Annotated in this window: 19 protein-coding genes; 5 read left to right on the plus strand and 14 right to left on the minus strand. The window is 71.1% G+C overall.

From position 1 onward, the window contains the following. Positions 1 to 35 precede the first annotated feature (35 nt). The 3 genes from H976_RS0102970 to H976_RS0102980 form a co-directional block, all read right to left on the minus strand. Positions 36 to 1,898 carry an alpha-amylase family protein gene (locus H976_RS0102970; protein ID WP_027860318.1) on the minus strand — a complete coding sequence of 621 codons (1,863 nt, stop codon included), beginning with the start codon at positions 1,896 to 1,898 and terminating at the stop codon, positions 36 to 38. Between the two features lie 50 nt (positions 1,899 to 1,948). Further along, a complete protein-coding gene (locus tag H976_RS0102975) occupies positions 1,949 to 2,389 on the minus strand; it encodes a hypothetical protein (protein WP_027860319.1) in 441 nt (146 codons plus the stop codon). A 100-nt stretch (positions 2,390 to 2,489) separates the two neighbouring features. Next, a complete protein-coding gene (locus tag H976_RS0102980; protein ID WP_027860320.1) occupies positions 2,490 to 3,380 on the minus strand; it encodes a hypothetical protein in 891 nt (296 codons plus the stop codon). 97 nt (positions 3,381 to 3,477) lie between these two features. Between H976_RS0102980 and H976_RS0102985 the strand changes: the two genes are divergently transcribed. Further along, entirely contained in the window at positions 3,478 to 3,933 is a 456-nt protein-coding gene (locus H976_RS0102985) for a GNAT family N-acetyltransferase (protein WP_027860321.1), read from the plus strand. A 26-nt stretch (positions 3,934 to 3,959) separates the two neighbouring features. Here the strand turns inward: H976_RS0102985 and H976_RS0102990 are convergent, their stop codons facing one another. From H976_RS0102990 to H976_RS24260, 6 genes are read right to left on the minus strand one after another with little or no spacing between them, the layout of a single operon-like run. Next, the gene (locus H976_RS0102990) at positions 3,960 to 4,343 is read right to left on the minus strand and encodes a VOC family protein (RefSeq protein WP_027860322.1); all 384 of its coding nucleotides are present in this window, start codon (positions 4,341 to 4,343) and stop codon (positions 3,960 to 3,962) included. A 36-nt stretch (positions 4,344 to 4,379) separates the two neighbouring features. Then, on the minus strand, positions 4,380 to 5,132 hold the full coding sequence (gene fabG, locus H976_RS0102995) for a 3-oxoacyl-ACP reductase FabG (protein WP_196803936.1): 753 nt from the start codon (positions 5,130 to 5,132) through the stop codon (positions 4,380 to 4,382). Positions 5,133 to 5,150: 18 nt separating this feature from the next. Beyond that, entirely contained in the window at positions 5,151 to 5,900 is a 750-nt protein-coding gene (locus H976_RS0103000) for an SDR family oxidoreductase (protein ID WP_027860324.1), read from the minus strand. Then, positions 5,893 to 6,915: a phosphotransferase family protein gene (locus H976_RS0103005; RefSeq protein ID WP_027860325.1), complete on the minus strand. Its 1,023-nt coding sequence runs from the start codon at positions 6,913 to 6,915 to the stop codon at positions 5,893 to 5,895. The genes H976_RS0103000 and H976_RS0103005 overlap by 8 nt, the downstream gene beginning before the upstream one ends. A 6-nt stretch (positions 6,916 to 6,921) precedes the next feature. Next, positions 6,922 to 8,127, minus strand: a complete 1,206-nt coding sequence (locus H976_RS0103010; RefSeq protein ID WP_027860326.1) for an acyl-CoA dehydrogenase family protein — start codon at positions 8,125 to 8,127, stop codon at positions 6,922 to 6,924. Further along, the gene (locus tag H976_RS24260) at positions 8,124 to 9,761 is read right to left on the minus strand and encodes an NAD(P)/FAD-dependent oxidoreductase (protein ID WP_051276103.1); all 1,638 of its coding nucleotides are present in this window, start codon (positions 9,759 to 9,761) and stop codon (positions 8,124 to 8,126) included. The genes H976_RS0103010 and H976_RS24260 overlap by 4 nt, the downstream gene beginning before the upstream one ends. 262 nt (positions 9,762 to 10,023) lie before the next feature. On the opposite strand from H976_RS24260, the gene H976_RS24265 reads away from it, so the two are divergent. The 4 genes from H976_RS24265 (at position 10,024) to H976_RS24275 (ending at position 14,875) form a co-directional block, all read left to right on the plus strand. Next, positions 10,024 to 11,829, plus strand: coding sequence for a sigma-54-dependent Fis family transcriptional regulator (locus H976_RS24265; protein WP_036224452.1), 1,806 nt, complete (start codon positions 10,024 to 10,026; stop codon positions 11,827 to 11,829). 85 nt (positions 11,830 to 11,914) lie between these two features. Further along, on the plus strand, positions 11,915 to 12,760 hold the full coding sequence (locus H976_RS0103025; protein ID WP_027860327.1) for a transketolase: 846 nt from the start codon (positions 11,915 to 11,917) through the stop codon (positions 12,758 to 12,760). Beyond that, the gene (locus tag H976_RS24270; protein WP_196803937.1) at positions 12,744 to 13,739 is read left to right on the plus strand and encodes a transketolase family protein; all 996 of its coding nucleotides are present in this window, start codon (positions 12,744 to 12,746) and stop codon (positions 13,737 to 13,739) included. Before H976_RS0103025 ends, H976_RS24270 begins: the two co-directional genes overlap by 17 nt. Then, positions 13,736 to 14,875 carry an iron-containing alcohol dehydrogenase gene (locus H976_RS24275; RefSeq protein WP_036224458.1) on the plus strand — a complete coding sequence of 380 codons (1,140 nt, stop codon included), beginning with the start codon at positions 13,736 to 13,738 and terminating at the stop codon, positions 14,873 to 14,875. Before H976_RS24270 ends, H976_RS24275 begins: the two co-directional genes overlap by 4 nt. On the opposite strand, the gene H976_RS0103040 is transcribed toward H976_RS24275, so the two are convergent. Genes H976_RS0103040 through H976_RS0103060 form a run of 5 tightly spaced genes read right to left on the minus strand, consistent with a single transcriptional unit; the run spans position 14,830 to position 21,415 of the window. Beyond that, positions 14,830 to 16,911, minus strand: coding sequence for an acetate--CoA ligase family protein (locus tag H976_RS0103040; protein ID WP_027860328.1), 2,082 nt, complete (start codon positions 16,909 to 16,911; stop codon positions 14,830 to 14,832). The two genes, H976_RS24275 and H976_RS0103040, sit on opposite strands and share 46 nt — an antisense overlap. A gap of 5 nt (positions 16,912 to 16,916) precedes the next feature. Beyond that, positions 16,917 to 17,285 (minus strand): Zn-ribbon domain-containing OB-fold protein, encoded by a 369-nt coding sequence (locus tag H976_RS0103045; protein ID WP_027860329.1) that lies wholly within the window; start codon positions 17,283 to 17,285, stop codon positions 16,917 to 16,919. Beyond that, entirely contained in the window at positions 17,282 to 18,421 is a 1,140-nt protein-coding gene (locus H976_RS0103050) for a thiolase family protein (protein WP_027860330.1), read from the minus strand. Before H976_RS0103050 ends, H976_RS0103045 begins: the two co-directional genes overlap by 4 nt. Further along, positions 18,418 to 19,968 (minus strand): AMP-binding protein, encoded by a 1,551-nt coding sequence (locus H976_RS0103055; RefSeq protein ID WP_027860331.1) that lies wholly within the window; start codon positions 19,966 to 19,968, stop codon positions 18,418 to 18,420. The genes H976_RS0103050 and H976_RS0103055 overlap by 4 nt, the downstream gene beginning before the upstream one ends. A 10-nt stretch (positions 19,969 to 19,978) precedes the next feature. Next, positions 19,979 to 21,415 (minus strand): NAD-dependent succinate-semialdehyde dehydrogenase, encoded by a 1,437-nt coding sequence (locus H976_RS0103060; RefSeq protein WP_027860332.1) that lies wholly within the window; start codon positions 21,413 to 21,415, stop codon positions 19,979 to 19,981. Between the last annotated feature and the right edge of the window lie 11 nt (positions 21,416 to 21,426).

Genomic DNA, 21,426 nt, shown 5'->3' on the forward strand with positions numbered 1-21,426 from the left:
AGGAGACCACAGTTGTCACGATCAATCGTGCTATTTCAGGAAACTTGATCAGACCCTGCGGTCAGCCAGAGCACGGCGTACGGCGGCAGGTGGAACGCCTCGGTGTAGCCGTCGGGTCGCTCTCCGGTGATCCGGTCGACCACCTGGCCGGGATCGAGTCCGACCTCGCGCAACGCCTGGTAGGGCAGCACCCGGTCGGTGTCGGTGACGTTGTAGGCGCTGAGCATCGGGCCGAGCGGGTGGCGGCGTACGACGAGGAGCACGCCCGGATCCTGGGGGTCCATGACCTCGGCGGCGACCGACGCGTGCAGGTGCGGCAGCCGCTTGCGAGCCCGGACGAGCGCGCGCGTCGAGGCCCGGACACCGTGCACGTCATCGGGCGGCGGCCACGGCATCGCCGGGCGGTGGGCCCAGCGGTTGTCCTCGGCGTGCTCGGGGACCGACTGCCAGTCGGGGTCGTTGAGGAGGCCGAGCTCGTCGCCCATCCAGATCACCGGCAGGCCGCCGAACCCCATCACCAGCGCGTGCGCGAGGTGGATGCGTCGTACGGCGAACGGGTCCCCCGCCTCGAGACCGGCCAACGAGGCCAGGCTTCCCGAGATGCGACGGTCGTGGGTCAACAGGTTCTCCTGGAAGACCAGTCCGCGCGCCCACGATCCGGGGAACTCGCCTGCGTAGAAGTCCGAGAGGAACCTCCGGTGGGCGTAGCCGCTCACCCCCACGGCGGCCGCGCTGTCGTCGTCGATGGCCCAGCCGATGTCGTCGTGGCAGCGCGCGTAGGTGATCCAGGCCGTGGTGCTCGGCGGGGTGGCGAGCTGCTGGAGCGAGTACGCCGCCAGCCCGGCGTCGCGACTGGCCAGCATCGACCAGATCTGCACCATCAGGCTGTTGTGGTAGGCCAGGTCGCTGACCTTGCCGTGGTGCTCGCCCTGCCCGAGGTAGGCCAGCAGGTCCTGCGGGCCGACGATCGCCTCCGCCTTGAACAGCGTCGCCGGAGCCGCTATCCGGGTGACCGTGCGGAGGGCCTGCGTGAGGGCGTGCACCTCGGGCTGGTTCTGGCAGCTGGTGCCCATCCGCTTCCAGATGAAGGCGATCGCGTCGAGCCGGAGCACCTCGACGCCGTGGTTGGCGAGGTCGAGGATGATCTCGGCGTACTCGCAGAGCACGTCGGGGTTCGACCAGTCGACGTCCCACTGGTAGTCGTTGAACGTCGTCCAGACCCAGCCGTCCAGCTCGTCGTCCCACGTGAAGTTGCCCGGCGCGAAGTCGGGGAACACCTCGGGCAGCGTGCGTTCGTACTCGTCGGGGATGCTGCGGTCGTCGTACACGTGGAAGTAGGCGCGGTGGCGCGGGTCGCCCTGCCGTGCCCGCTCGGCCCAGGCGTGCTCGCGGGCGACGTGGTTGAGGACCAGGTCGAGGCACAGACTGATGTCGTGCTCACGCAGCACCTCGGTCAGGTGCCGCAGGTCGTCCATGGTGCCGAGGTCGGGCCGCACGCTGTCGTAGTCCTGGACCGCGTAGCCGCCGTCGTTCGGCGGCTGGCGCGGGGTGAGCAGCGGCATCAGGTGCAGGTAGGTGACGCCGAGGTCGGCGAGGTACGGCACCCGCTCCGCCACACCGGCCAACGTCTCGCCGAAGCGGTCGGCGTACGCCGCGTAGCCGACCATCTGCTCGCGCTGGAACCAGTCCGGGGCCAGGGACCGCTTCAGGTCGAGCGCGTGCAGCTCCTCGGGCCGAGCCACGAAGGCCCGAGCCGCGATGTCGACCAGCCGGTCGAGCACGGCCTCGTGGTCGTCGAAGAGCGGCGCGAGAGCGGCCCCCAGGTCAGGCCGCCACCGCTCCAGCCGGGCCTCGAACAGCTCCCGACGGTGAGCGGGCTGGTCGGCGAGGGTCGACATGTGCCCACCCTGCCAGCCAGCCCGGCTCGTCGTGCTCCACCCGACAGGTGTCAGTCGTCGGAACCGTGCCCGCCCGAGCCGTGGTCGTCACCACCGTGGTGGGCGCCGCGGTGCCTGCCGTGGTCGTCGTTGGCGTCGTGGTTGGGGCCGTCGTCGCTGCCGCGGGCGCGGCGTCCGCCGTGGTCGTCGTTGGCGTCGTGGTTCGGGCCGTCGTCGCTGCCGCGGGCGCGGCGCTGACCGCGGTCGTCGTTGGCATCGTGGTTCGGGCGATCGTCAGCGCCTCGACCGCCGTGCCGACGGCCGTGGTCGTCGTTCGCGTCGTGCGTGCGCGTCGCCGACGGCCGTGCGGTCGGCGCGGCCGGGGCGGCGGAGCTGTGCTGGGCCGCCGGGACCGGGACGGACTGGGAGGACGACGGGTTGCCGACGAGTCCCGCGACGGCGGGTACGACGGCAACGGCGGCGCCTGCGGCGAACAGCTTGATGAGCTTCATGGGATTCCTCCGACGTTGATGGGTTGGCCTCTTCTGGCCGTGCACCCACAGTCGCCGTCCCGCGGTTCCATCCACCATCGGGCGATGGTTGTAGTACCTGCTAGGCCGCGTCGCGGTCCTGGTCGGGGATCTCCAGCTTCATGCTGAGGGTCACCGCCTTGACCGAGGACAGACCAGCGGCGTACAGGATGGCGCCGACGGTGAGCAGGACGTAGCCGAGCACGTCGAACTGCCCGCGCCGGGCATCAAGGAGCAGCCCCCCGAGGCGTGCCACCACGAAGCCGGGCGTCATGGCGACGGCTGCCAGGGCCCAGCCCGTCACCCACCGCTGCACGGTCTCGACCGGACCGAACCGGTGTCGCGTGAAGCCGATGACCCAGGCCGGCATCACCACGAGGGAGGAGAGCATGATCCCGTACATCGCCCACACGGCTCCGGCGTAGACCCACACCGAGTCCAGGCGCGGGATGAACGCTAACCCGGCGCAGACCCCGCTGCCCACCACCAGCCCGGCCACGAGCAGGCGCCACCGGTGCGGCCAGGTGTGCTGGATGGCTGGTCGGAGGTGCGGATGCCGCTGCGTGATCGCGAACCCGAACACGCAGTTGCACCACAGCGCGGCCACGGCCCACACCCACGCGAGGCCCAAGGTCAGCAGCACCTCCTCGGCCGTGACGTGCTGCAGGGGTGGCGCCCGGAGACCCTCGCGGCGCAGGTCCCACATGGTCACCCACACCCAGGTGGCCGGGACGAGCTCGACCAGCAGCAGTCGCCAGTTGGTGAGCAACAGCTTGATGCCGCGTACGACGAGGACCAGCATGCCGGCCACCCAGGCGACGGGGGCGAGGTAGCGCCGTGACGAGCCCAGCCGTTTGGCCGTGGCCTCGATCTGCTCGGGATCGGCGTCGGCGACGGCGCCGACCGCCTCGACCAGGCGGGCGACACCGCTGCGCACCCGCGCGACCAGCCGGTCGCGGCGCCGCTCCGTCATCGCGGCGCGCTTCCGGGGCTCGGCATGCCGATCACGCTAACGGCGTACGACGCCGCCTGGACTCACACGGAACGGGCGGCGGTGGGACTCTTTCCCGATGGAGGTCAGGAAACCACGCGAGGACGAGACCGACGTCGTCCGAGCGATCGTCGAAGAGGCCTATTCGCCCTACATCGCGCGAATCGGCCGTCGTCCCGCTCCCATGGACGACGACTACGCCGCCAGGATCCGGGACCGTCGCGTGGACGTCGTCGAGGACGCCGGCGAGCTCGTCGGGCTGGTCGTGCTGGTCGACGAGGGAGACGGCCTGCTCGTGGAGAACCTCGCCGTCCGGCCCGTCGCCCAGGGCCGGGGAGTGGGCCGCGCCTTGCTCGAGCATGCCGACAGGACCGCCGCACGGCTCGGCCGGGACGAGCTCAGGCTGTACACCAACAGCGCCATGACCGAGAACATCGAGCTCTACGCGCGACTCGGCTGGCGCGAGACCGGTCGCCGTACCGAGGGCGGCTTCCAGAGGGTGTTCTTCGCCAAGCCCACCCCCGCGACGGCCTGAAACGCGACACGATCGCGGACGACGCCTCAGGCCACACAGAACTCGTTGCCCTCGGGGTCGAGCATCACGACATGACCGAGGTGGTCGTCGTAGAGCTCCTCGCGGACGGCTGCGGCACCTTGCTCGACGAGGTCGATCACCTTGGCCCGGATCAGCAGCTCGCGTTCGGCCATCTCCCACGGCGGCTCACCGGCCACCCGGAGGTCGATGTGCATCCGGTTCTTGGCGGTCTTGCCCTCGGGCACGCGCAGGAAGCCGATCGCGGGACCGCGCCCCTCCGGGTCGACGATGGAGGCACCGTCGGGGTCGTCGTACCCGGGCTCGGCGACGTAGCCGAGGGCCTCGGCCCAGAACGCCGCGAGCGCGTGCGGGTCGGCGGCATCACAGCCGAGCGTCCAGTGCGTGGCCACGAGCCCACGCTAGCGGCGTCGAGCCCCGGTCCGCCGCTACATGTGCCGCCCGCCGGTGACCTCCAGCACGGTGCCGGTCATGTAGCTCGACATCTTCGAGGCGAGGAAGGTGACCACCGAGGCGACCTCCGCCGGTTCGCCGAAGCGCTCCATCGGGATCTCCTCGAGGCGCTTGCGCCAGATGTCCTCGCGCATGCCCTCGGTCATCGGGGTCCGGATCAGGCCAGGCTGCACCGCGTTGACCCGCACCCCGCTCCGGGCCAGCTCCTTGGCCGAGGCCTTGGTCAGGCCGACGATGCCGGCCTTAGCCGCGCTGTAGTTGGTCTGGCCGATGTTGCCGACCTTGCCCGAGATCGACGACATGTTCACGATGGCCCCGCTCCCCTGCTCACGCATCACGGCCCCGGCCGCGCGGGTGCCGAGCCACGAGCCGTGGACGTGGGTCAGCAGCACGGCGAGGAAGTCGTCGGAGGAGAGGTTGCGCATCGTCGCGTCCCGGAGGACGCCGGCGTTGTTGACCCACACGTCGAGCCGGCCGTACGCCGAGACGGCAGCGTCGGCCAGCGCCTGGACGTCGTCCTCCGACGTGACGTCGCAGCGCACGGCACGGGCGCAGTCGGCTCCTCCGCGCGCGACCAGCTGCTCCGCGGCAGCCGTCGCCGTCTCGGCGTTGACGTCGCCGAGCACGACGCGTGCTCCTTCGTCGACGAACCTCTCGGCGATGGCCAACCCCAGGCCCTGGGCGCCACCGGTCACGACAGCGACCTGTCCCTGCAGCAACAGCTCCACGTCTCCTCCTCGATGCGGCTAGGGCACGAAGCCTGCCGTGCCGGCCCGGGTCATCACGAGCTGTGGCACGACCGTCCGGGCGCTCAGGTCGACCAGGCCCTCGACCACACGCACCACATCCTCCACCGGGATCATCTGGTCACCGGGGATGCGGTCGCGGATCCACTCCGACATCTCGGTCTCGACATAGCCGGGCGAGATCGCGGTCCCGGAGACACCGTGTCCTGACTCCTCGGCGTTGAGTGCCGCGACCAACGAGATCAGGGCCGCCTTGCTCGCCCCGTAGGCCGCGAGCCCCGGCTCGGCGTACACCCCGGCGATGGAGGCGAGGGCCACGACGCGAGCACCGCGAGCGGGATCTCGCTCGGCCGCGACGCGGAGCATGGGCAGGCACGCCTGGAGCAGCGCGAACGGGGCACGGAGGTTGACGGCCACGGTCTTGTCGAGGCGGTCGAGCCGGTAGTCGCCGATGGTCCCCGCCGTACCCACGCCGGCATTGAGGACCAGGCAGTCGAGCGAGCCGAACGCGTCGCGGTGCGCGGCCTCGATGCGACCCGGCCACTCGGTGTCGGCCAGGTCACCGGGGCACTCGAGGACTCGAGGCGCGCCGATCAGGCGCAGCTCGTCCGCTACCGTCTCCAGCCGACTGACGTCACGGGCGGCGATCGAGAGGCCATGACCACGGGCCGCCAGCATCCGGGCGATGCCCAGGCCGATGCCGCGGGTCGCACCGGTGACCAGGGCGGAGCGGACGCCCGGTTCAGACATGGCTGGAGAGCACCTCCAGGCCGGCCTCCAGGAACGCCGTGATGCTCGCGCGGAGCTCGGCGTCGTCGCTGGGACGGTCGTCGCCGCCGACCCGCTGCCGGTGGGCGATGCCTTCGGCGATCGCAGCGAGCTTGTAGTAGGCCAGGCCGAGGTGGAAGACCCAGTCGAGCGCGCTGGTCCCGGTCGCCTCCTCGTAGCGCGACCGCAGCTCGTCGGCGTCGGCGAGGTTCTCGTCGGTCCATGCCGACTCCAGCCCGAGGACTCCGTCGAGCGCCGGGTGCCGGTACGCCGCCATCACCGCGACGTCCGCGACTGGGTCGCCCAACGTGGACAGCTCCCAGTCGACGACCGCCAGCACCCGGCCCGGGTCGGCGTGGTCGAGCAGCACGTTGTCGATGCGGTAGTCGCCGTGCACCAGGGCCACCCCGGTCTGTCGCGGCAGCCGCCCTTCCAGCTGCCGCTGCAGCCGCGCCTCCAGCGGATGGGCCGACCCCATCTCCCGCCACTGCGCCGACCAGCGGTGCAGCTGGCGTACCGAGTAGCCGTCGCGGCGGGCGAACCCACCCAGCCCCACCCCGTCCACGTCCGTGGAGTGCAGCCGGGCCAGGGTCTGCACCAGGGCGTCGACGCAGGCGTCCAGCTCGGCGTACGACCAGTCCGCCGTGTCCGCCCGACTGCGGGCCACCCGCCCGTCGACCCAGGCGAACACCGCGAGCGGCACCCCCCAGGTGCGGCCGTCGGCGTCGTACGCCACCGGCCGCGCGACCGGCACCGACGACCCCGCGAGGGCCTGGCACACGCGGTACTCGCGGCCGACGTCGTGCGCCGACGTGGTGCGACCGACCGCGGGCGGACGGCGTACGGCCCAGGCCGAGGAGCCGTCGTCACCGACCCGGTAGGTCAGGTTGGACCTGCCGCCGGTGACGAGGGTGGCCTCGAGCGGACCGTGCACCTGCTCCCCCGCGGCGACCAGCAGCTCGGCGAGGTCGACCAGCTCACCCTGCGTGAGCTCCACTACGGCTCACCCACCCATCGGCGCGGCCGCGGCCCGGCGTACGGCGCGCCGCGCGATGGACCACCGGTGCACCTCGGACGGACCGTCGTAGATCCGGAACGGGCGCACCTCGCGCAGCAGCCGGGCCACCGGCAGGTCCTCGCTGACCCCGAGACCTCCACACAGCTGGGCCGACCGGTCGACGATGCGCCCGATCGCCTCGGCCCCGAAGGTCTTGGCGATCGACGAGGACATCGAGGCACGCTCGCCGCGGTCCAGCTCCCAGCACGCCTGCATCAGCAGGGCCCGGGTGGCGGCGATGTCGATCTCGTTGTCGGCGACGAGCTGCTGGGCCATGCCGAGGTCGCCGAGGCTGCTGCCGAACGCGCGCCGCGACGCGACGTGCTCCAGTGCGACCTCGTGGGCTCGTCGGGCCGCACCGAGCCAGCGCATCACGTGGGTCATCCGGGCCGGGCCCAGCCGGACCTGGGCGTAGCGGAAGCCCTCGTCGACCTCGCCGAGCACACCGTCGTCGGGGACGAAGACCTCCGACAGGGAGACCTCGCAGTGCCCACCGAGCATCGACCGGTCCAGGGTGCGCAGGTGCCGACCCACCACGAGACCGGGGCTGTCCGCGGGGACGAGGAACATCGTGGCCCCGCCGGCGTCACCGGGAGCACCGCTCGTCCGGGCCATCACGATCATGAAGCCGGCCCCGTCGGCACCCGTGATGAACCACTTGTGGCCGCTCACGCTCCAGCCGCCCGGCACGCGTACGGCACTGGTCGTGAGGGCGGCGGGATCGGAGCCCGCCCCCGGAGCCGGCTCGGTCATCGCGAAGGCCGAGCGCGTCTCGCCCAGGACGAGCGGACGGAGGAACTCCTCCTTCTGCACCTCGGTCGCGACATGGGCCAGGAGGTGCACGTTGCCCTCGTCCGGCGCCGCGACGTTGATCGCCAGCGGACCGAAGAGCGAGTGGCCGGCCGCCTCGAAGACCGGAGCCCGGTCGACCATGCCCAGTCCCTGGCCGCCGTACTCCACGGGAGCGTGCGGCGCGAGCAGACCGGCCGTCCGAGCGGACTGCTGGAGCTCGATGCGGAGGCCCTCGCCACCGGCGGCGCCGAGGTCACCTCCGAACTCGTCCTCCACCGGCAGGACGACCTCGCGCACCCACGCCGCTGTCCTCTCCGCCAGTGAGACGACCTCGGGTGGGTGCGCCAGGTCGAAGGTCACGCCGGGACCGGCGAGCCCAGCACGAAGTTCTCCTGGTAGTCGGTGTCCACCTCGTGCTGCATCTTGTCCATGTACGCCGCCGAGCCGCCCATGAAGAACATGTTGATGATCGGCTTGCCCGGGATGTTCGATCCGTTGATCCACGAGTTGGTGACGGCGAACAGGGTGCCGGCAGCCTGCTCGTCGCTCTCCGCGATCCAGGCCTCCTCGGCCTCGGCGCCGGCCTCGATCGAGCCGAGGTCGTGGTCGCGGACGTACTGGATCGTGCCCGCCACCCAGTCGACCTGGGCCTCGTGCAGCGGCGGCTGGTTCGTGAACGGACCCATCGGGCCGTAGATCATGTACAGGTTCGGGAACCCGTGCGACATCAGGCCGAGGTGCGTGCGGGGCCGGTGCTTCCACGCGTCGTGAAGGCTGACGCCGTTGCGACCCGTGTGCTGGATCTTCAGCTGGTTGCCCGAGACGGCGTCGAACCCGGTAGCCAGCACGATCACGTCGAGCTCGTACTCGTGCCCGTCCTCGGTGCGGATGCCGTTCTCGGTGAACTCGACGATCGGGTTGTGCTGCACGTCGACCAGCTGCACGTTGTCCTGGTTGTAGACCTCGTAGTAGCCGTCGCAGCACAGCGGCCGCTTGGCGTACAGGTCGCTCGGGATGAGCAGGTTGGCCGTCACCGGGTCCTTGACCGTCTCGCGGATCTTGCGGGCGATGACCTCGGTGGCCGCAGCGTTGGCGATCCGGCTGGTGGCCACGTCGTTGAACGCCGCGAACATGTACTGGAAGCCGCCGCCCTGCTCGTACTGCTTTTCGAAGGCCGCGATCCGCTCCTCCTCCGACACCGACTCGGCGGCGACGTCGCTCTCCTCGAACCCGAAGGCGGTGACCGAGTAGAGGACGTCGTGCCAGTAGCCCTCGTAGTCCTGCTCGATCCGCTCGAGGAGACCGGGCGAGATCGGCCGGTGCTTGGCCGGGACCACCCACTGGGGCGTGCGCTGGAAGACGGTCATCTCCCCGACCCGGGGGGCGATCTCGCCGATGACCTGGGTGCCGCTGGAGCCGGTGCCGATCACGCCGACCCGCTTGCCCGCCAGGTCCACGTCCTCGTGCGGCCACCGGGCGGTGTGGTAGATCTCGCCCTTGAACTTCTCCTGGCCGGCGAAGTGGGGCACCTTGGTCGCCGAGAGCAGCCCGACCGCCTCGACGACGAACTGCGCGGCGTACTTCTCCCCGTCGGCGTCGACGATCCACCGGCTGTTCGGCTCGTCCCAGGTGACGCTCTGCACGCGGGTGTTGAACCTGATGCTGCGGCGCAGGTCGTAGCGGTCGGCCACGTGCTGGAGGTAGGCGCGGATCTCGTGCTGGCGTGGGTAGCGCTCGCTCCACTTCCACTCGTGGAAGAGGTCCTTGTCGAAGGAGTAGCAGTAGGCGTTCACCTCGGTGTCGGAGCGGGCTCCCGGGTACTGGTTCCAGAACCACGTGCCCCCCACGTCGGCAGCGTCGTCGAAGGCCTGGACGTCGAGTCCGAGCTCGTTGCGCAGCTTGTGGATGCTGTACAGACCGGCGAAGCCGGACCCGATCACGACGGCATCCACCTCGGTCATCGGGCCGGAGTCCGCATTCACCACGTCGTTCATGCTGGTTGTCCCTTCTGGTCTGGCGACTTCCCGGTGACCGGGAGCGGTGCCCATCCTCAGGAGCAGGGCCAGCGGCTCGTTGTCCCATTTCGGGACGCGCGTGTCACCCGTGGGACAGGTGAACTGCCCTCGTCGGTCCCGCCGGGATCGACACATCGGCGCGCGACCGACTGTGTCAATCTGGAACAGTGGACGGGCGCTGCTACCAGCCCTGGGGTGTAATGACCATCACACCTCGGGGGGATACGAAGGAGCCGTGCCCATGCCGATGAGGAGCGTCAACGCTGTCGACGCCGCGCGCGAGTACCTGCTGAGCGAAGGTGACCTGCCCGATCACCTCGCCCGTTCCGTGCGGCCCGATGTCCTCAAGTCCTGGCGTCGCTCGCTGCTCAGCGGCGCCCAGCTGGCGAGTCCCACCCTCGTGTTCAAGGGTGAGCACCACGCCCGCGCCGCCCTGCGCATCGCCGCCGACCCCGTGCTGAGCCATCTCGCCGACCAGCTCTCCGGGCTCAGCGCCGGCGTCCTGCTGGCCGACCGCGACGCCACGCTCGTCCACCGGTGGGTCCCAGACCCGGTGATGAACCGGATGTTCGACCGGATCCACGCCGAGACCGGGTTCGACAACAGCGAGGAGTCGATCGGCACCAACGGGCTGGGGAGCGTGATCGAGCAGGACGGCCCGATCCAGATCTCCGGTCCCGAGCACCTCGCTGATGCGTTGCGCCCGTTCACCTGCGTCGGCGTACCCGTCCACCACCCGATCACCCGCCGGCTCGAGGGCGTCATCACGTTGTCGTGCCAGGCCATGTCGGGCAACCCGCTGCTGACCCCGCTGATGACGGCCACCGCCCAGGAGGTCGAGTCGCGCCTGCTCGCGCAGGCCTCGACCAACGAGCGTCAGCTGCTCGACGAGTACCTCGTGGCCATCGGTTCCCGCCGCGCCCCCGTGGCCGCGATCGGCCAGGACATCTGCATCGCCGGCCCCAAGGTCACCGAGCTCCTCGAGGGCGTGGACCGGGCGGCGCTGTGGGAGTACGTGCGGGCTGTGGCGCTGGGCACCAAGACGGCCGAGGACCAGTACGGCCTGAGCGCCGGACGGCTGAGCATCGGGCGCTGCAAGCCGGTCGAGCGGGACGGATTCGTGATCGGGGCACTGGTCGAGTTCGCCGTCGACCGGACCACACCCGACGAGCCGGTGCACCACCAGGCCCACCTGCCCAAGCCGACGGTCACGCTGCCGGGCAAGAGTGCGGCCCTGGCCCGGGTCATCGCGCAAAGCACCCGCTTCGCCACCAAGGGCGTGCCGATCCTGATCGAGGGCGAGCCCGGCGTCGGCAAGTTCGCGCTGGCCCGAGCCGTCCTCGCTTCTGTCGGGGTCGACCAGGAGAAGGTGGCCGTGCTCGACGCGGCGGCCCTGTGGTCCGACGAGACCACGCCGTTCGTGGCCGTGCTCCGGCGCGAGCTCGAGCTCCAGCCGGATGCCCTGCTCCTGCGCCACCTCGACGCGCTCACGCCGGAGGCGGCCAGCGCCGCAGCCGCGCTCCTCGACCGGCTCGACGAGAACACGCCGCGCATCGTGGCCACCCTGACGACCGCCGACAGCCCGGCCCCCGGTCTGCGGCGGCTGATCGACACCGTCGGGGTCGGTCGGGTCAGCCTGCCGCCGCTGCGCGACCGCCGCGACGACATCGGTCCCACCGCGATCGCCCTGCTCAACAAGCACCGGGGCAACCGGCAGGCCTACTTCTCGTCGGCAGCGCTGCGCTGCCTGATGCGGGCGCCGTGGCCCGGCAACCTGCGCCAGATGGAGGCCACCATCCGCGGCCTGCTGTCCACTGCGATCGGCCCGGAGATCGGTCCCGACGCGCTGCCGGCCGAGCTGCAGGGCAACACCCGCAAGCGCGACCTGAGTGCGATCGAGGAGCTCGAGCTCGGGGCGATCCTCGAGGCGCTGCGTCGTCACGACGGCAACAAGGTGGCGGCCGCGCAGTCGATCGGTATCTCGCGCTCGACCTTGTACCGGAAGCTGCAGGCCTACCACATCGACCCGGACAAGCAGTACTTCTAGCCCCTCCGGTCGCTGCGTCCGCGGCCCGTCCCGCTGTCACAATGTGGCACACGCGGGACGGGTCGTTGCTTGCCAGCCTTGGCCCATGCCGACCACCGACCGCGAGCCGCCGAACATCGACGAGCTCCGCGACCGTGCGTACCAGCTGCGCCGGATGATGATGACCATGACCCGGGGCAAGGGCGAGGGCTACATCGCCCAAGGCCTCGGGATCGCCGACTGCCTGGCCGCCCTCTACTTCCACGAGCTGCGCCACGACCCCGAGCGGCCCGACTGGCCCGAGCGGGACCGCTTCCTGCTCTCGACCGGGCACTACTCGATCGCGATGTACGCCGTGCTGGCAGCGGCCGGCTACATCGAGGAGGACGAGCTCCCGACGTACGGGCTCAACGGCTCACGCCTGCCGATGAGCACGTTCGACGACACGGTCGGGGTCGAGATCGTCGGCGGGTCGCTGGGCCACGGGCTCGGCCAGGCGGTCGGGATGTCGCTGGGGCTGCGGCTCGACGACTCCCCTGGCCGCGTGTACGTCGAGATCTCCGACGGCGAGCTGGACGAGGGATCCACCTGGGAGGCGGCGATGGCCGGCGCCACCTTCGGGTGCGACAACCTGGTCGTGCTCATCGACTGCAACGGCATCCAGGCCGACGGACCAGTGACGGTGGCGATCGAGCCGGTCGCGGACAAGTTCACGGCGTTCGGCTGGAGCACCACCGAGATCGACGGCAACGACATGTCCGCCCTGGTGGAGGCCCTGGAGAAGTCGCGGGTCTCCGACGGCAAGCCGAAGGCCATCGTGATGCGGACGACGCCGGGGTCGGGGGTGCCGACGATCGTCGACCGACCGCGTGCCCACTTCGTGCGGGTCACCGACGACGAGTGGGCCGGGCTGGTCCAGGAGCTGGAGGACAACCGTGACGTCCACGCGTGACACCGCACCCCGGGGCCACACCCGGGGGATGGGCGAGCTCATCGACATCGCCGACAAGACGACCGTGCTGGCGCCGTTCGGCGAGACCCTCGCCCAGCTGGGCAGGGAGCGCCCCGAGATCGTCGCGCTGACGGCCGACATGGGTCGCTACAGCGACATCCTGCCCTTCCGCGACGCCCACCCCGACCGGTTCTTCAACGTCGGCATGGCCGAGCAGAGCCTCGTGATGACGGCGGCCGGACTGGCCAAGACCGGCAAGATCGCCTACTGCACGACGTACTCCGTCTTCGTCACGCGGCGCGCCTACGACTTCGTGGCCATCGCCGGAGCGCACTCGAAGGCCGAGGTGAAGATCTTCGCCGGCATGCCGGGGCTGACCAACGGGTACGGCGCCACCCACCAGGCGACCGAGGACCTGAACATGATGCGCGGGATCGCCGACCTCACCATCATCGACCCGTGCGACGCGACCGAGCTCACCCAGGTGGTGCGCGCAGTGGCCGACATCCCGGGGACGGTCTACGTGCGGCTGCTGCGCGGCAAGGTGCCGGTCGAGCTCGGCGAGGACTACCGCTTCGTGCCGGGCAAGGCGGCGCTGCTGCGGGAAGGTTCGGGCGACGTGGGAGTGATCTCGACCGGCTACATGACGGCGCGGTCCCTCGACGCGGCCAAGGCCGCCGACAACCGAGGCGTGCAGGCGAGCGTCCTGCACGTGCCGACGATCAAGCCCTTCGACACCGCCGCGGTGGTGGAGTTCGCGCGCCGGCACGACCGGCTGGTCGTCGCCGAGAACCACAAGACGACCGGTGGCCTGGCCAGCCTGGTGACCGAGGCGCTCTACCAGGGCGGGATCCTGCGACCTCTCCGCCGGGTCGGCCTGGCCGACAGCTTCTTCGAGTGCGGTTCGCAGGAGTACCTCGAGGCGAAGTACGGCGTCGACCTGCCGGCCGTGACCCGCGCGATCCTCGGAGAGGTGTGAACCCGCTCCGCATCTTCGCGGCACCGTCCCGCTACGTGCAGGGGCCGGGCGCCCTCGAGGCGCTGGGTTCGCTCCTGGCCGAGCACGGCACCCGCCCGGTGGTGATCGGCGATGCCTTCGTGCTGGACCTGCTCGGTGAGCGGGTGGGCTCGTTGCTCGTGGAGGCAGGTCTCTCGGCGACGTACCGCGTGCTGGAGGGCGAGATCACTGCTGCAGCGGCCGACGCGCTCGCGGCTCCGGGCGCCGACGTGGACACCGGGGACGTCGACGTGGTGGTCGGCCTCGGCGGCGGCAAGAGCCTCGACGCGGCCAAGGCGGTCGCCCTACGGCTCGACCGGCCGGTGGTCACGGTGCCGACGATCGCGTCCAACGACAGCCCGACCAGTGCCGCCGTCGCGATGTACGACGACGGACACGTCATGGTCGGCGTGGACCGGCTCCGGACCAACCCGGCGGCCGTCGTCGTCGACACCGAGCTCGTCGTCGCCGCACCGACGGCGTTCCTGAGGGCAGGTGTCGGGGACGCGATCGCCAAGCGCTACGAGGCCGCCGGCTGCTTCGCCGGCACCGGGGTCACGCCCCTCGGCACCCGGCCGCTCCTCACCGGCGTCGCCATCGCCGACGCCTGCTACGCGACCATCCGGGCCCACGCCGTAGGTGGCCTGCAGGCCTGTGAGCAGGGGCGCGTGACGCCCGACCTCGAGGCGCTGGTGGAGGCCGTGGTGCTGATGAGCGGTCTCGGCTTCGAGAACGGCGGGTTGTCGCTCGCGCACTCGCTGACGCGCGGCCTGATGCCCGCTCGCGGTGCCGCGCGGGCGATGCACGGCGAGCACGTCGCCTGGGCGCTGCTAGTGCAGCGCGAGGCCGAGGGGGCGGCCGAGGAGGAGCTGATCGACCTGACATCGTTCCTGCGCGAGATCGGCCTGCCCATCAGCCTGGAGGAGCTGGGCATGCCTGCGGCGACCGAGGCCGAGGTGGACGAGATCGCCCGGCTGACGATGACGGCGCCGCACCTCGGCAACCTGGCGCGGTCGATCTCGCAGACCGAAATCGTCGCCGCCATCGGACGGGTCGAGCGCCGTGCGGACGCTCAGGTCGTGGCCAGCACCACGGCGTCGACCGCGACGGCACCCTGACCGGCTTCCAGCAGCAGCACCGGGTTGGCGTCGAAGCCGACGACGGTCTCCGAGGCCGCCATCGCCTCGGATGCGCGGACGACGGCCTTGACCCAGGCGTCCACGTCAGCCGGTGGAGCACCCCGGACACCGCCGAGCACGGGGGCGATGCGCAGCGACTGGATCGCCTCGTGGACCTCGTCGGCCGTGCACGGCGCCAGCAGCACCGCGGTGTCCGGCAGCGCCTCGACGTACAACCCGCCGGCACCGACGAGCACCACCGGACCGAACACCGGGTCGATGCTGGCCCCGATGACGACCTCGTGCAGGCCGCGCAGCATCGGCGCGACCAGGAAGCCGTCCAGGACCACCCCGTGCAGCGCCGCCGCGACCGCGATCCGGTGTGCCGCGGCCAGCGCCTCCTCGGCAGAGGCACACCCGAGCTCGACGAGGCCGAGGTCTGACTTGTGGCTGACCGCGTCGGTGCTGCCCTTGACCACCACCCGATCCACCGCGAGTCGGGTGAAGGCGTCCGCCACGTCCTCCGGGAAGGAGACGATCTCGCGCGGCACCGTCGGGACACCCATCTCCGCCAGCCGCGCCAGGCTCTCCGCCTCGTTGAGCCGGCCTGGAGCGCCGCTGGGGCCGGCTGTGAGCGCAGGACGCGGCAACGAGTCCGCCCGGGCCATCCGTCGTCGATGGGCGAGGTACTGCGCCAGGGCAGCGACGGCCGAGGACTCCTCCTCGAAGACGGGCAGACCGGCGTCCACGAAGGGTGCGGCGACGTTGGGTTGCGGGACGGCCAGCACGAGCGGCGTACCCGAGGCGGCGAACTCGGCCGCGTCCCGGGCGAACCGCTCGACGTCGTACCCACGACCCGCGACCGGGATGCCCAGCAGACAGGCGTCGACGCCGGGATCGGCACCGAGCACCGGCAGGACCTTGCCGAACAGCCCACTGTCGGTGAGCAGCGCCGCGGTCACGTCGACGGGGTTGGTGGTCGACGCGAAGTCGGGCAACACCTCCTTGAGGCGCGCGTCCGTCGTCGGCAGCAGCGATGCCAGCGGCAGGCCGGCGTCCTCGGCCGCGTCGGCGGCCAGCACGCACACGGCACCGGAGTTGCTGACCACCGCGAGGTTCGAGCCGGTCGGCTGCCAGTCCTGGAGGTAGAGCTCGGTGGCCGCGACCAGCTCGCGCACGCTGTGCACCTGCCAGATGCCGACGCGCTCGAGGAAGGCATCGAGCACCCGCCGCTCCGTGGCCAGCGCACCCGTGTGCGACGCAGCGGCCCTGCTGCCGCTGCTGCTGCGACCTCCGACCAGCGCGACCACCGGCACGTCGTTGCGCCGTGAGAGCTCACCGATCCGCACCAAGGACTCGGGATCGTTGACGCTCTCGAGGTAGAGCATCAGGAGCCGCAGCTCGGGGTCCTCCAGTGCCGCGGCAGCCAGCTCGGCGGCGCTGACGTCGGCGTCGTTGCCGGTCCCGTGCGCGTAGCGCACCCCGATCCCCCGACGCCTGAGGATGCCGTAGGGCACCGAGGCCAGGGCACCGCTCTGGCTGATGATGGCGACCGGGCCGTCCGCCGGTGGCTCCTCGGTGAACAGCGTCGAGAAGCCGAGGACCGCGCCGGAGTGGAAGCTGGCCAGTCCCTGGGAGTTGGGGCCGACGATGCGCAGGCCGGCGTCGCGCGCGTGGGCGAGCATCTCCGCCTGGAGGGCAGCGCCTTCGGGTCGACCGGTCTCCGTGAAGCCCGAGGACATGACCACGGCGCCCTTGACCCCCATCCGTGCTGCCGTCGCGACTGCCTCCACCGCAGCAGCACCGGGTACGGCGATCAGCGCGATGTCCGGCACCGTCGGGACCTCGGTCAGGCTGGGGTACGACTGCATGCCCTGGACGGTGTCGCGCCTCGGGTTGACCGGGTACACGCGTCCGGCGTACCCGAACTCGCGCATGTACCGCAGCGGGCGACCGCCGATCTTCTCGGTGTCGTCGGAGGCTCCCACCACCGCGACCGATGCGGGTCGGTGGAAGACGTCGAGCGGATGGACCATCAGGATCAGGCCTTCCTCGAGAAGACGGGGACGAGACCGCGTCCGGCTCCGGAGGGCTCGAACGCGACGCCCACGCCGTCACCCGGACGCAGCTCGCGTTCGGCGGTGCGGCCCATCACGACCGGCCCCTCGTCCAGCTCGACCAGCACCAGGCCGGCGGGGTCGCCGCCGTCGACGGTGACGTGCACCCAGGTGACGGCCACGCAGGTGCCGGTACCGACGGCGACACGCGGAGTCCGACCGCGGGCTCCGCAGCGCGAGCAGTGCTCGGCGGGCAGGTACGACGTGTTGCTGCACTCGTCGCAGACCGCCAGCACGAAGCGTGGTCCTCCGCGCGTCCAGTCGGTGGCCACGTCGACCGGCAGCCCGTTCACGCGGTTCCCCGCACCAGCACGACACCGACATGGGCGGACAGCACTCCACCGTCGGCGTGGACGTAGCCGACCCGGCAGTGGTCGACCTGCCCGGCCCCGCGCTCACCGCGCAGCTGGGTGACGACCTCGGCGAGGTGAGCCATCCCGCCGGCTACCCCCGAGTGGCCGTAGGAGAGCAGGCCGCCATGGGTGTTCATCGGGTAGCGGCCGTCGCTGGCGAAGGCGCCGGCACGGGCGTAGGACCCCGCCCGTCCCGGAGGGACCAGCCCGAGCTCCTCGACGAGCATCGCAACCGTGATCGAGAAGCTGTCGTAGATGCCGAACACGTGGACGTCGCTCGTGTCCAGGTCGGCTTCCTCGAACGCGCGCGCCGCGGCCACCGCTGCTCCGGTGTTGCCCGGCTCCATGGCGGTGAGGTGCTGGTGCCGGTGGGCCTGGCCGGTGCCGGCGATGCGCACGGCCCGGTCGGACGTCGCCCGCGCCGAGACGACGAACGCCGCGCCTCCGTCGGAGACCGGGCAGCAGTCGAGCAGCCGTAGCGGCTCGGCCACCGGTCGCGAGGTGCGTACGTCGAGGACGGTGATCGGCTTCTGGAACTGGGCCCCGACCTTCCGGCCGGCGTGCTCCCGCATCTGCACCGGCAGTGGGGCGAGCGCGTCCTCGGCCAGCCCGTAGCTCCAGAGGTAGCGGGACGCCAGCAGCGCGTAGTAGCCCGGCACCGTGCCGCCGAGGGGGACCTCGTAGGCGGGATGACCCACCTGGGCGAGCACCTTGGTGGACGTGGCCCGGGTCTGTCCGCTCGCGCGGTCCTCACCCGCCACGACGAGCACGTGCCGCGCCTTCCCGGACTCGATCAGCGCCCGCGCCTGGTCGACCATGGCCAGACCGGTCGCGCCGCCGACGCTGGTGCCGAAGGCGACGGCCGGACGGATGCCGAAGCGCTCGGCGAACAGGTTGGCCGGCATCAGGTGGCCGGCCACGGTCGAGTATCCCGTGATCACGGCATCCACCTCGCCGACCTCCAGGTCGGCGTCGTCGACGGCCAGATGGGCCGCCGCGCACTGCCAGTCGAGCGAGTCCCGACCGGGGAGGCGACCGAACGGCGTGAGCCCCACCCCGGTGACGAACGCGCTCACCGGGCGGGGACCTCGGTGGCGCGGAGGACCTGCTTCTGGATCTTGCCGGTCGAGGTCTTCGGCAGCTCGGAGAAGACCACCCTCCTCGGCACCTTGAAGCCGGCCAGCGTCGTGCGCACGTGCGCCACCACCTCGTCGGCCGTCAGCACGGCGCCGTTCCGCACGGTCACGAACGCGACCGGCACCTCACCCCACTTGTCGTCGGGCATGCCGACCACGGCTGACTCGACCACGGCCGGGTGGCTGTCGATGGCTCGCTCGATCTCCACCGAGGCCACGTTCTCGCCACCGGTGATGATGATGTCCTTGGCCCGGTCACGGATCTCGACGTAGCCGTCCGGGGCGTGCACGGCCAGGTCACCGGTCCGGAACCAGCCCTCGAGGTCGACCTGCGCCGTCGCCTCGTCGTCGCGGTAGTAGCCGAGCATCACGTCGTTGCCGCGCGCCACGATCTCGCCGATGGTCTCGCCGTCGCGGGGGACGTCGGCCCCGGCCTCGTCGACGACGCGCAACGGCTCGGCGATCACGTTGCCGACGCCCTGGCGGGCGCGCAGCTGCGACTTCGCCTGATCGTCGAGCTCGTCCCACTGCCGTTGCCACTCGTTGATCGCGATCGGTCCGAAGGTCTCGGTCAGGCCGTACAGGTGGGTGACGTCGAAGCCGAGCGAGTCCATCCTGACCAGCAGGCTCGGGGACGGCGGGGAGCCACCCGTGGTCACCGCCACGCGGGGCTCGGGCGGCGGCCCCTTGGCGCCGTCGGACTCGGCGATCATGGTCAGCACGGTCGGTGCCGCGCTCAGGTGGGTGATCCCCTCCTCGCGGATCAGCTGCCAGATGTGGTCGGGATCGATCGCCCGCAGGGCGACGTGCACGGCGCCGATGCCGCTGAGGGCCCAGGTGAGGCACCAGCCGTTGCAGTGGAACATCGGCACCGTCCACAGGTAGCGCGACCGCGAGTCCATGCCGAGGTGCACGAGCAGGCTGAGGCTCTGCAGGTAGGCGCCGCGATGGTGGATCATCACGCCCTTGGGCCGACCGGTCGTGCCGCTGGTGTAGTTGATCCCGAGCAGGCTGCGCTCGTCGGTGCACGGCACCGGCTGCGGGTCGGCGCTCCGCACGCCCGACTCGTACGCCGACCCGGGGCCGGACTCGAGCAGGTGCACGCCGGTGCGGAGCGCGACCAGCTCCGCCTGCTCCAGCAGCTCGGGTGTCACCACCAGCAGGCTGGCACCGGAGTGCTCGACCACGTGCACCATCTCGTCCACCGACAGGCGGATGTTCAGCGGCACCAGCACCGCACCCCTCATCGGCACCGCGTTGTGCATCTCGAGCATCACGTGGCTGTTCACGCAGAGCACAGCCACCCGGTCACCCGGCTCGATGCCGAGGTCGGCCAGCACCCCCGTCAGCGCCAGTGCGCGCTCGTGCAGGTCGCGGTAGCCGATCCGGAGATCACCGTCGACCACGGCCATCTGGTCGCCGTACACCTCGGCGGCGCGGCGCAGGAAGTCGGTCGGGGTCAGCTCCCGGAAGGTGAAGGCCGCCACCGAACGTTCCTCAGAGCCCCGCCACCGAGACGTACTTCACCTCGAGGTACTCCTCGATCCCCAGCGGCCCACCCTCGCGCCCGATGCCCGACTCCTTGACCCCGCCGAACGGCGCCTGCACCGCGGAGATGCTGGCGTCGTTGACCCCGACGGTGCCGTAGTCGAGGCGTTCGGCCACCCGGATGGCCCGGTTCAGGTCGGCGGTGAAGAAGTACGCCGCCAGGCCGTAGTCGGAGTCGTTGGCCCGTCGTACGACCTCGTCCTCGTCGGCGAAGGTGAAGATCGGCGCGACCGGGCCGAACGTCTCCTCCTGCGCCAGCTGCATGGACTCGTCGGCCCCGATGATGATGGTCGGTTCGAAGAAGGCGTTGCCGGCCGCGGCCCGGTGACCGCCCACCAGGACCTTGCCACCCTTGGCGATCGCGTCCTCGACGTGTCGCTCGACCTTCTCCAGGGCCGCCTCCTCGATCAGCGGCCCCACGTCGCTGGCCTCGTCCAGGCCGTGTCCGACGGTGAGCTGCTGGAACTCCTCGGTCAGGCGCCGGGTGAACTCCTCGGCGACGTCCTCGTGGATGAACAGCCGGTTGGCCGAGACGCAGGTCTGGCCCATGTTGCGCAGCTTGGTCGACATCGCCTCGCGCACCACGTGGTCCATGTCGGCGTCGGGGAAGACGATGAACGGTGCGTGACCACCCAGCTCGAGCGAGACCTTCTTGACGGTGTCGGCCGCGCCCCGCATCAGGATCTTGCCGACCTCGGTCGATCCGGTGAACGAGATCATCCGGACCCGCGCGTCCTCCATGAAGGTCTGGCTGACCGGCACCGGGTCCAGCGAGGGGGCCACCTGGAGAACGCCGGCCGGCAGCCCGGCATCGGAGAAGACCCGGGCGATCTCGAGTGCGGACAGCGGTGTCTGCTCCGGCGGCTTGACGATCATCGTGCAACCGGCGGCGAGGGCGGCACCGAGCTTGCGCAGGATCTGCAGGCTCGGGAAGTTCCACGGCGTGATGCAGGCGGTGACGCCGAGCGGCTGCTTGAGGGCGAGGATGCGCTTCGAGGTCGTCGTCGCCGGGATGGTCATGCCGTAGACCCGGCGGGCCTCCTCGGCGAACCAGTCGATGAAGCCGATGCCGTAGCGCAGCTCGCCGATCGACTGCTCCAGCGGCTTGCCCTGCTCGCGGGTCAGCAGGGTGGCGAGGTCGTGGATCCGCTCCTCGAACAGGCCGACGGCACGCTTCATGATCGCGGCCCGTTCCAGGGCCGGCAGTGCTCCCCAGGCCTCCTGGGCAGCGGCGGCACCGTCGATCATCCGGCGTACGTCGACCGCCCCGGCGTCGGCGACGGCAGCGACGACCTCGCCGGTGGCCGGGTCGGTGACGTCGAAGGTCCCGCCGCTCTCGGCGTCGACCCACTCACCGTCGATGAACAGCTGTGTCGGGAAGTCCATGGTTCCTCCGT

It is taken from the genome of Marmoricola sp. URHB0036, assembly GCF_000426045.1.
Classification (GTDB): Bacteria; Actinomycetota; Actinomycetes; order Propionibacteriales; family Nocardioidaceae; genus Marmoricola.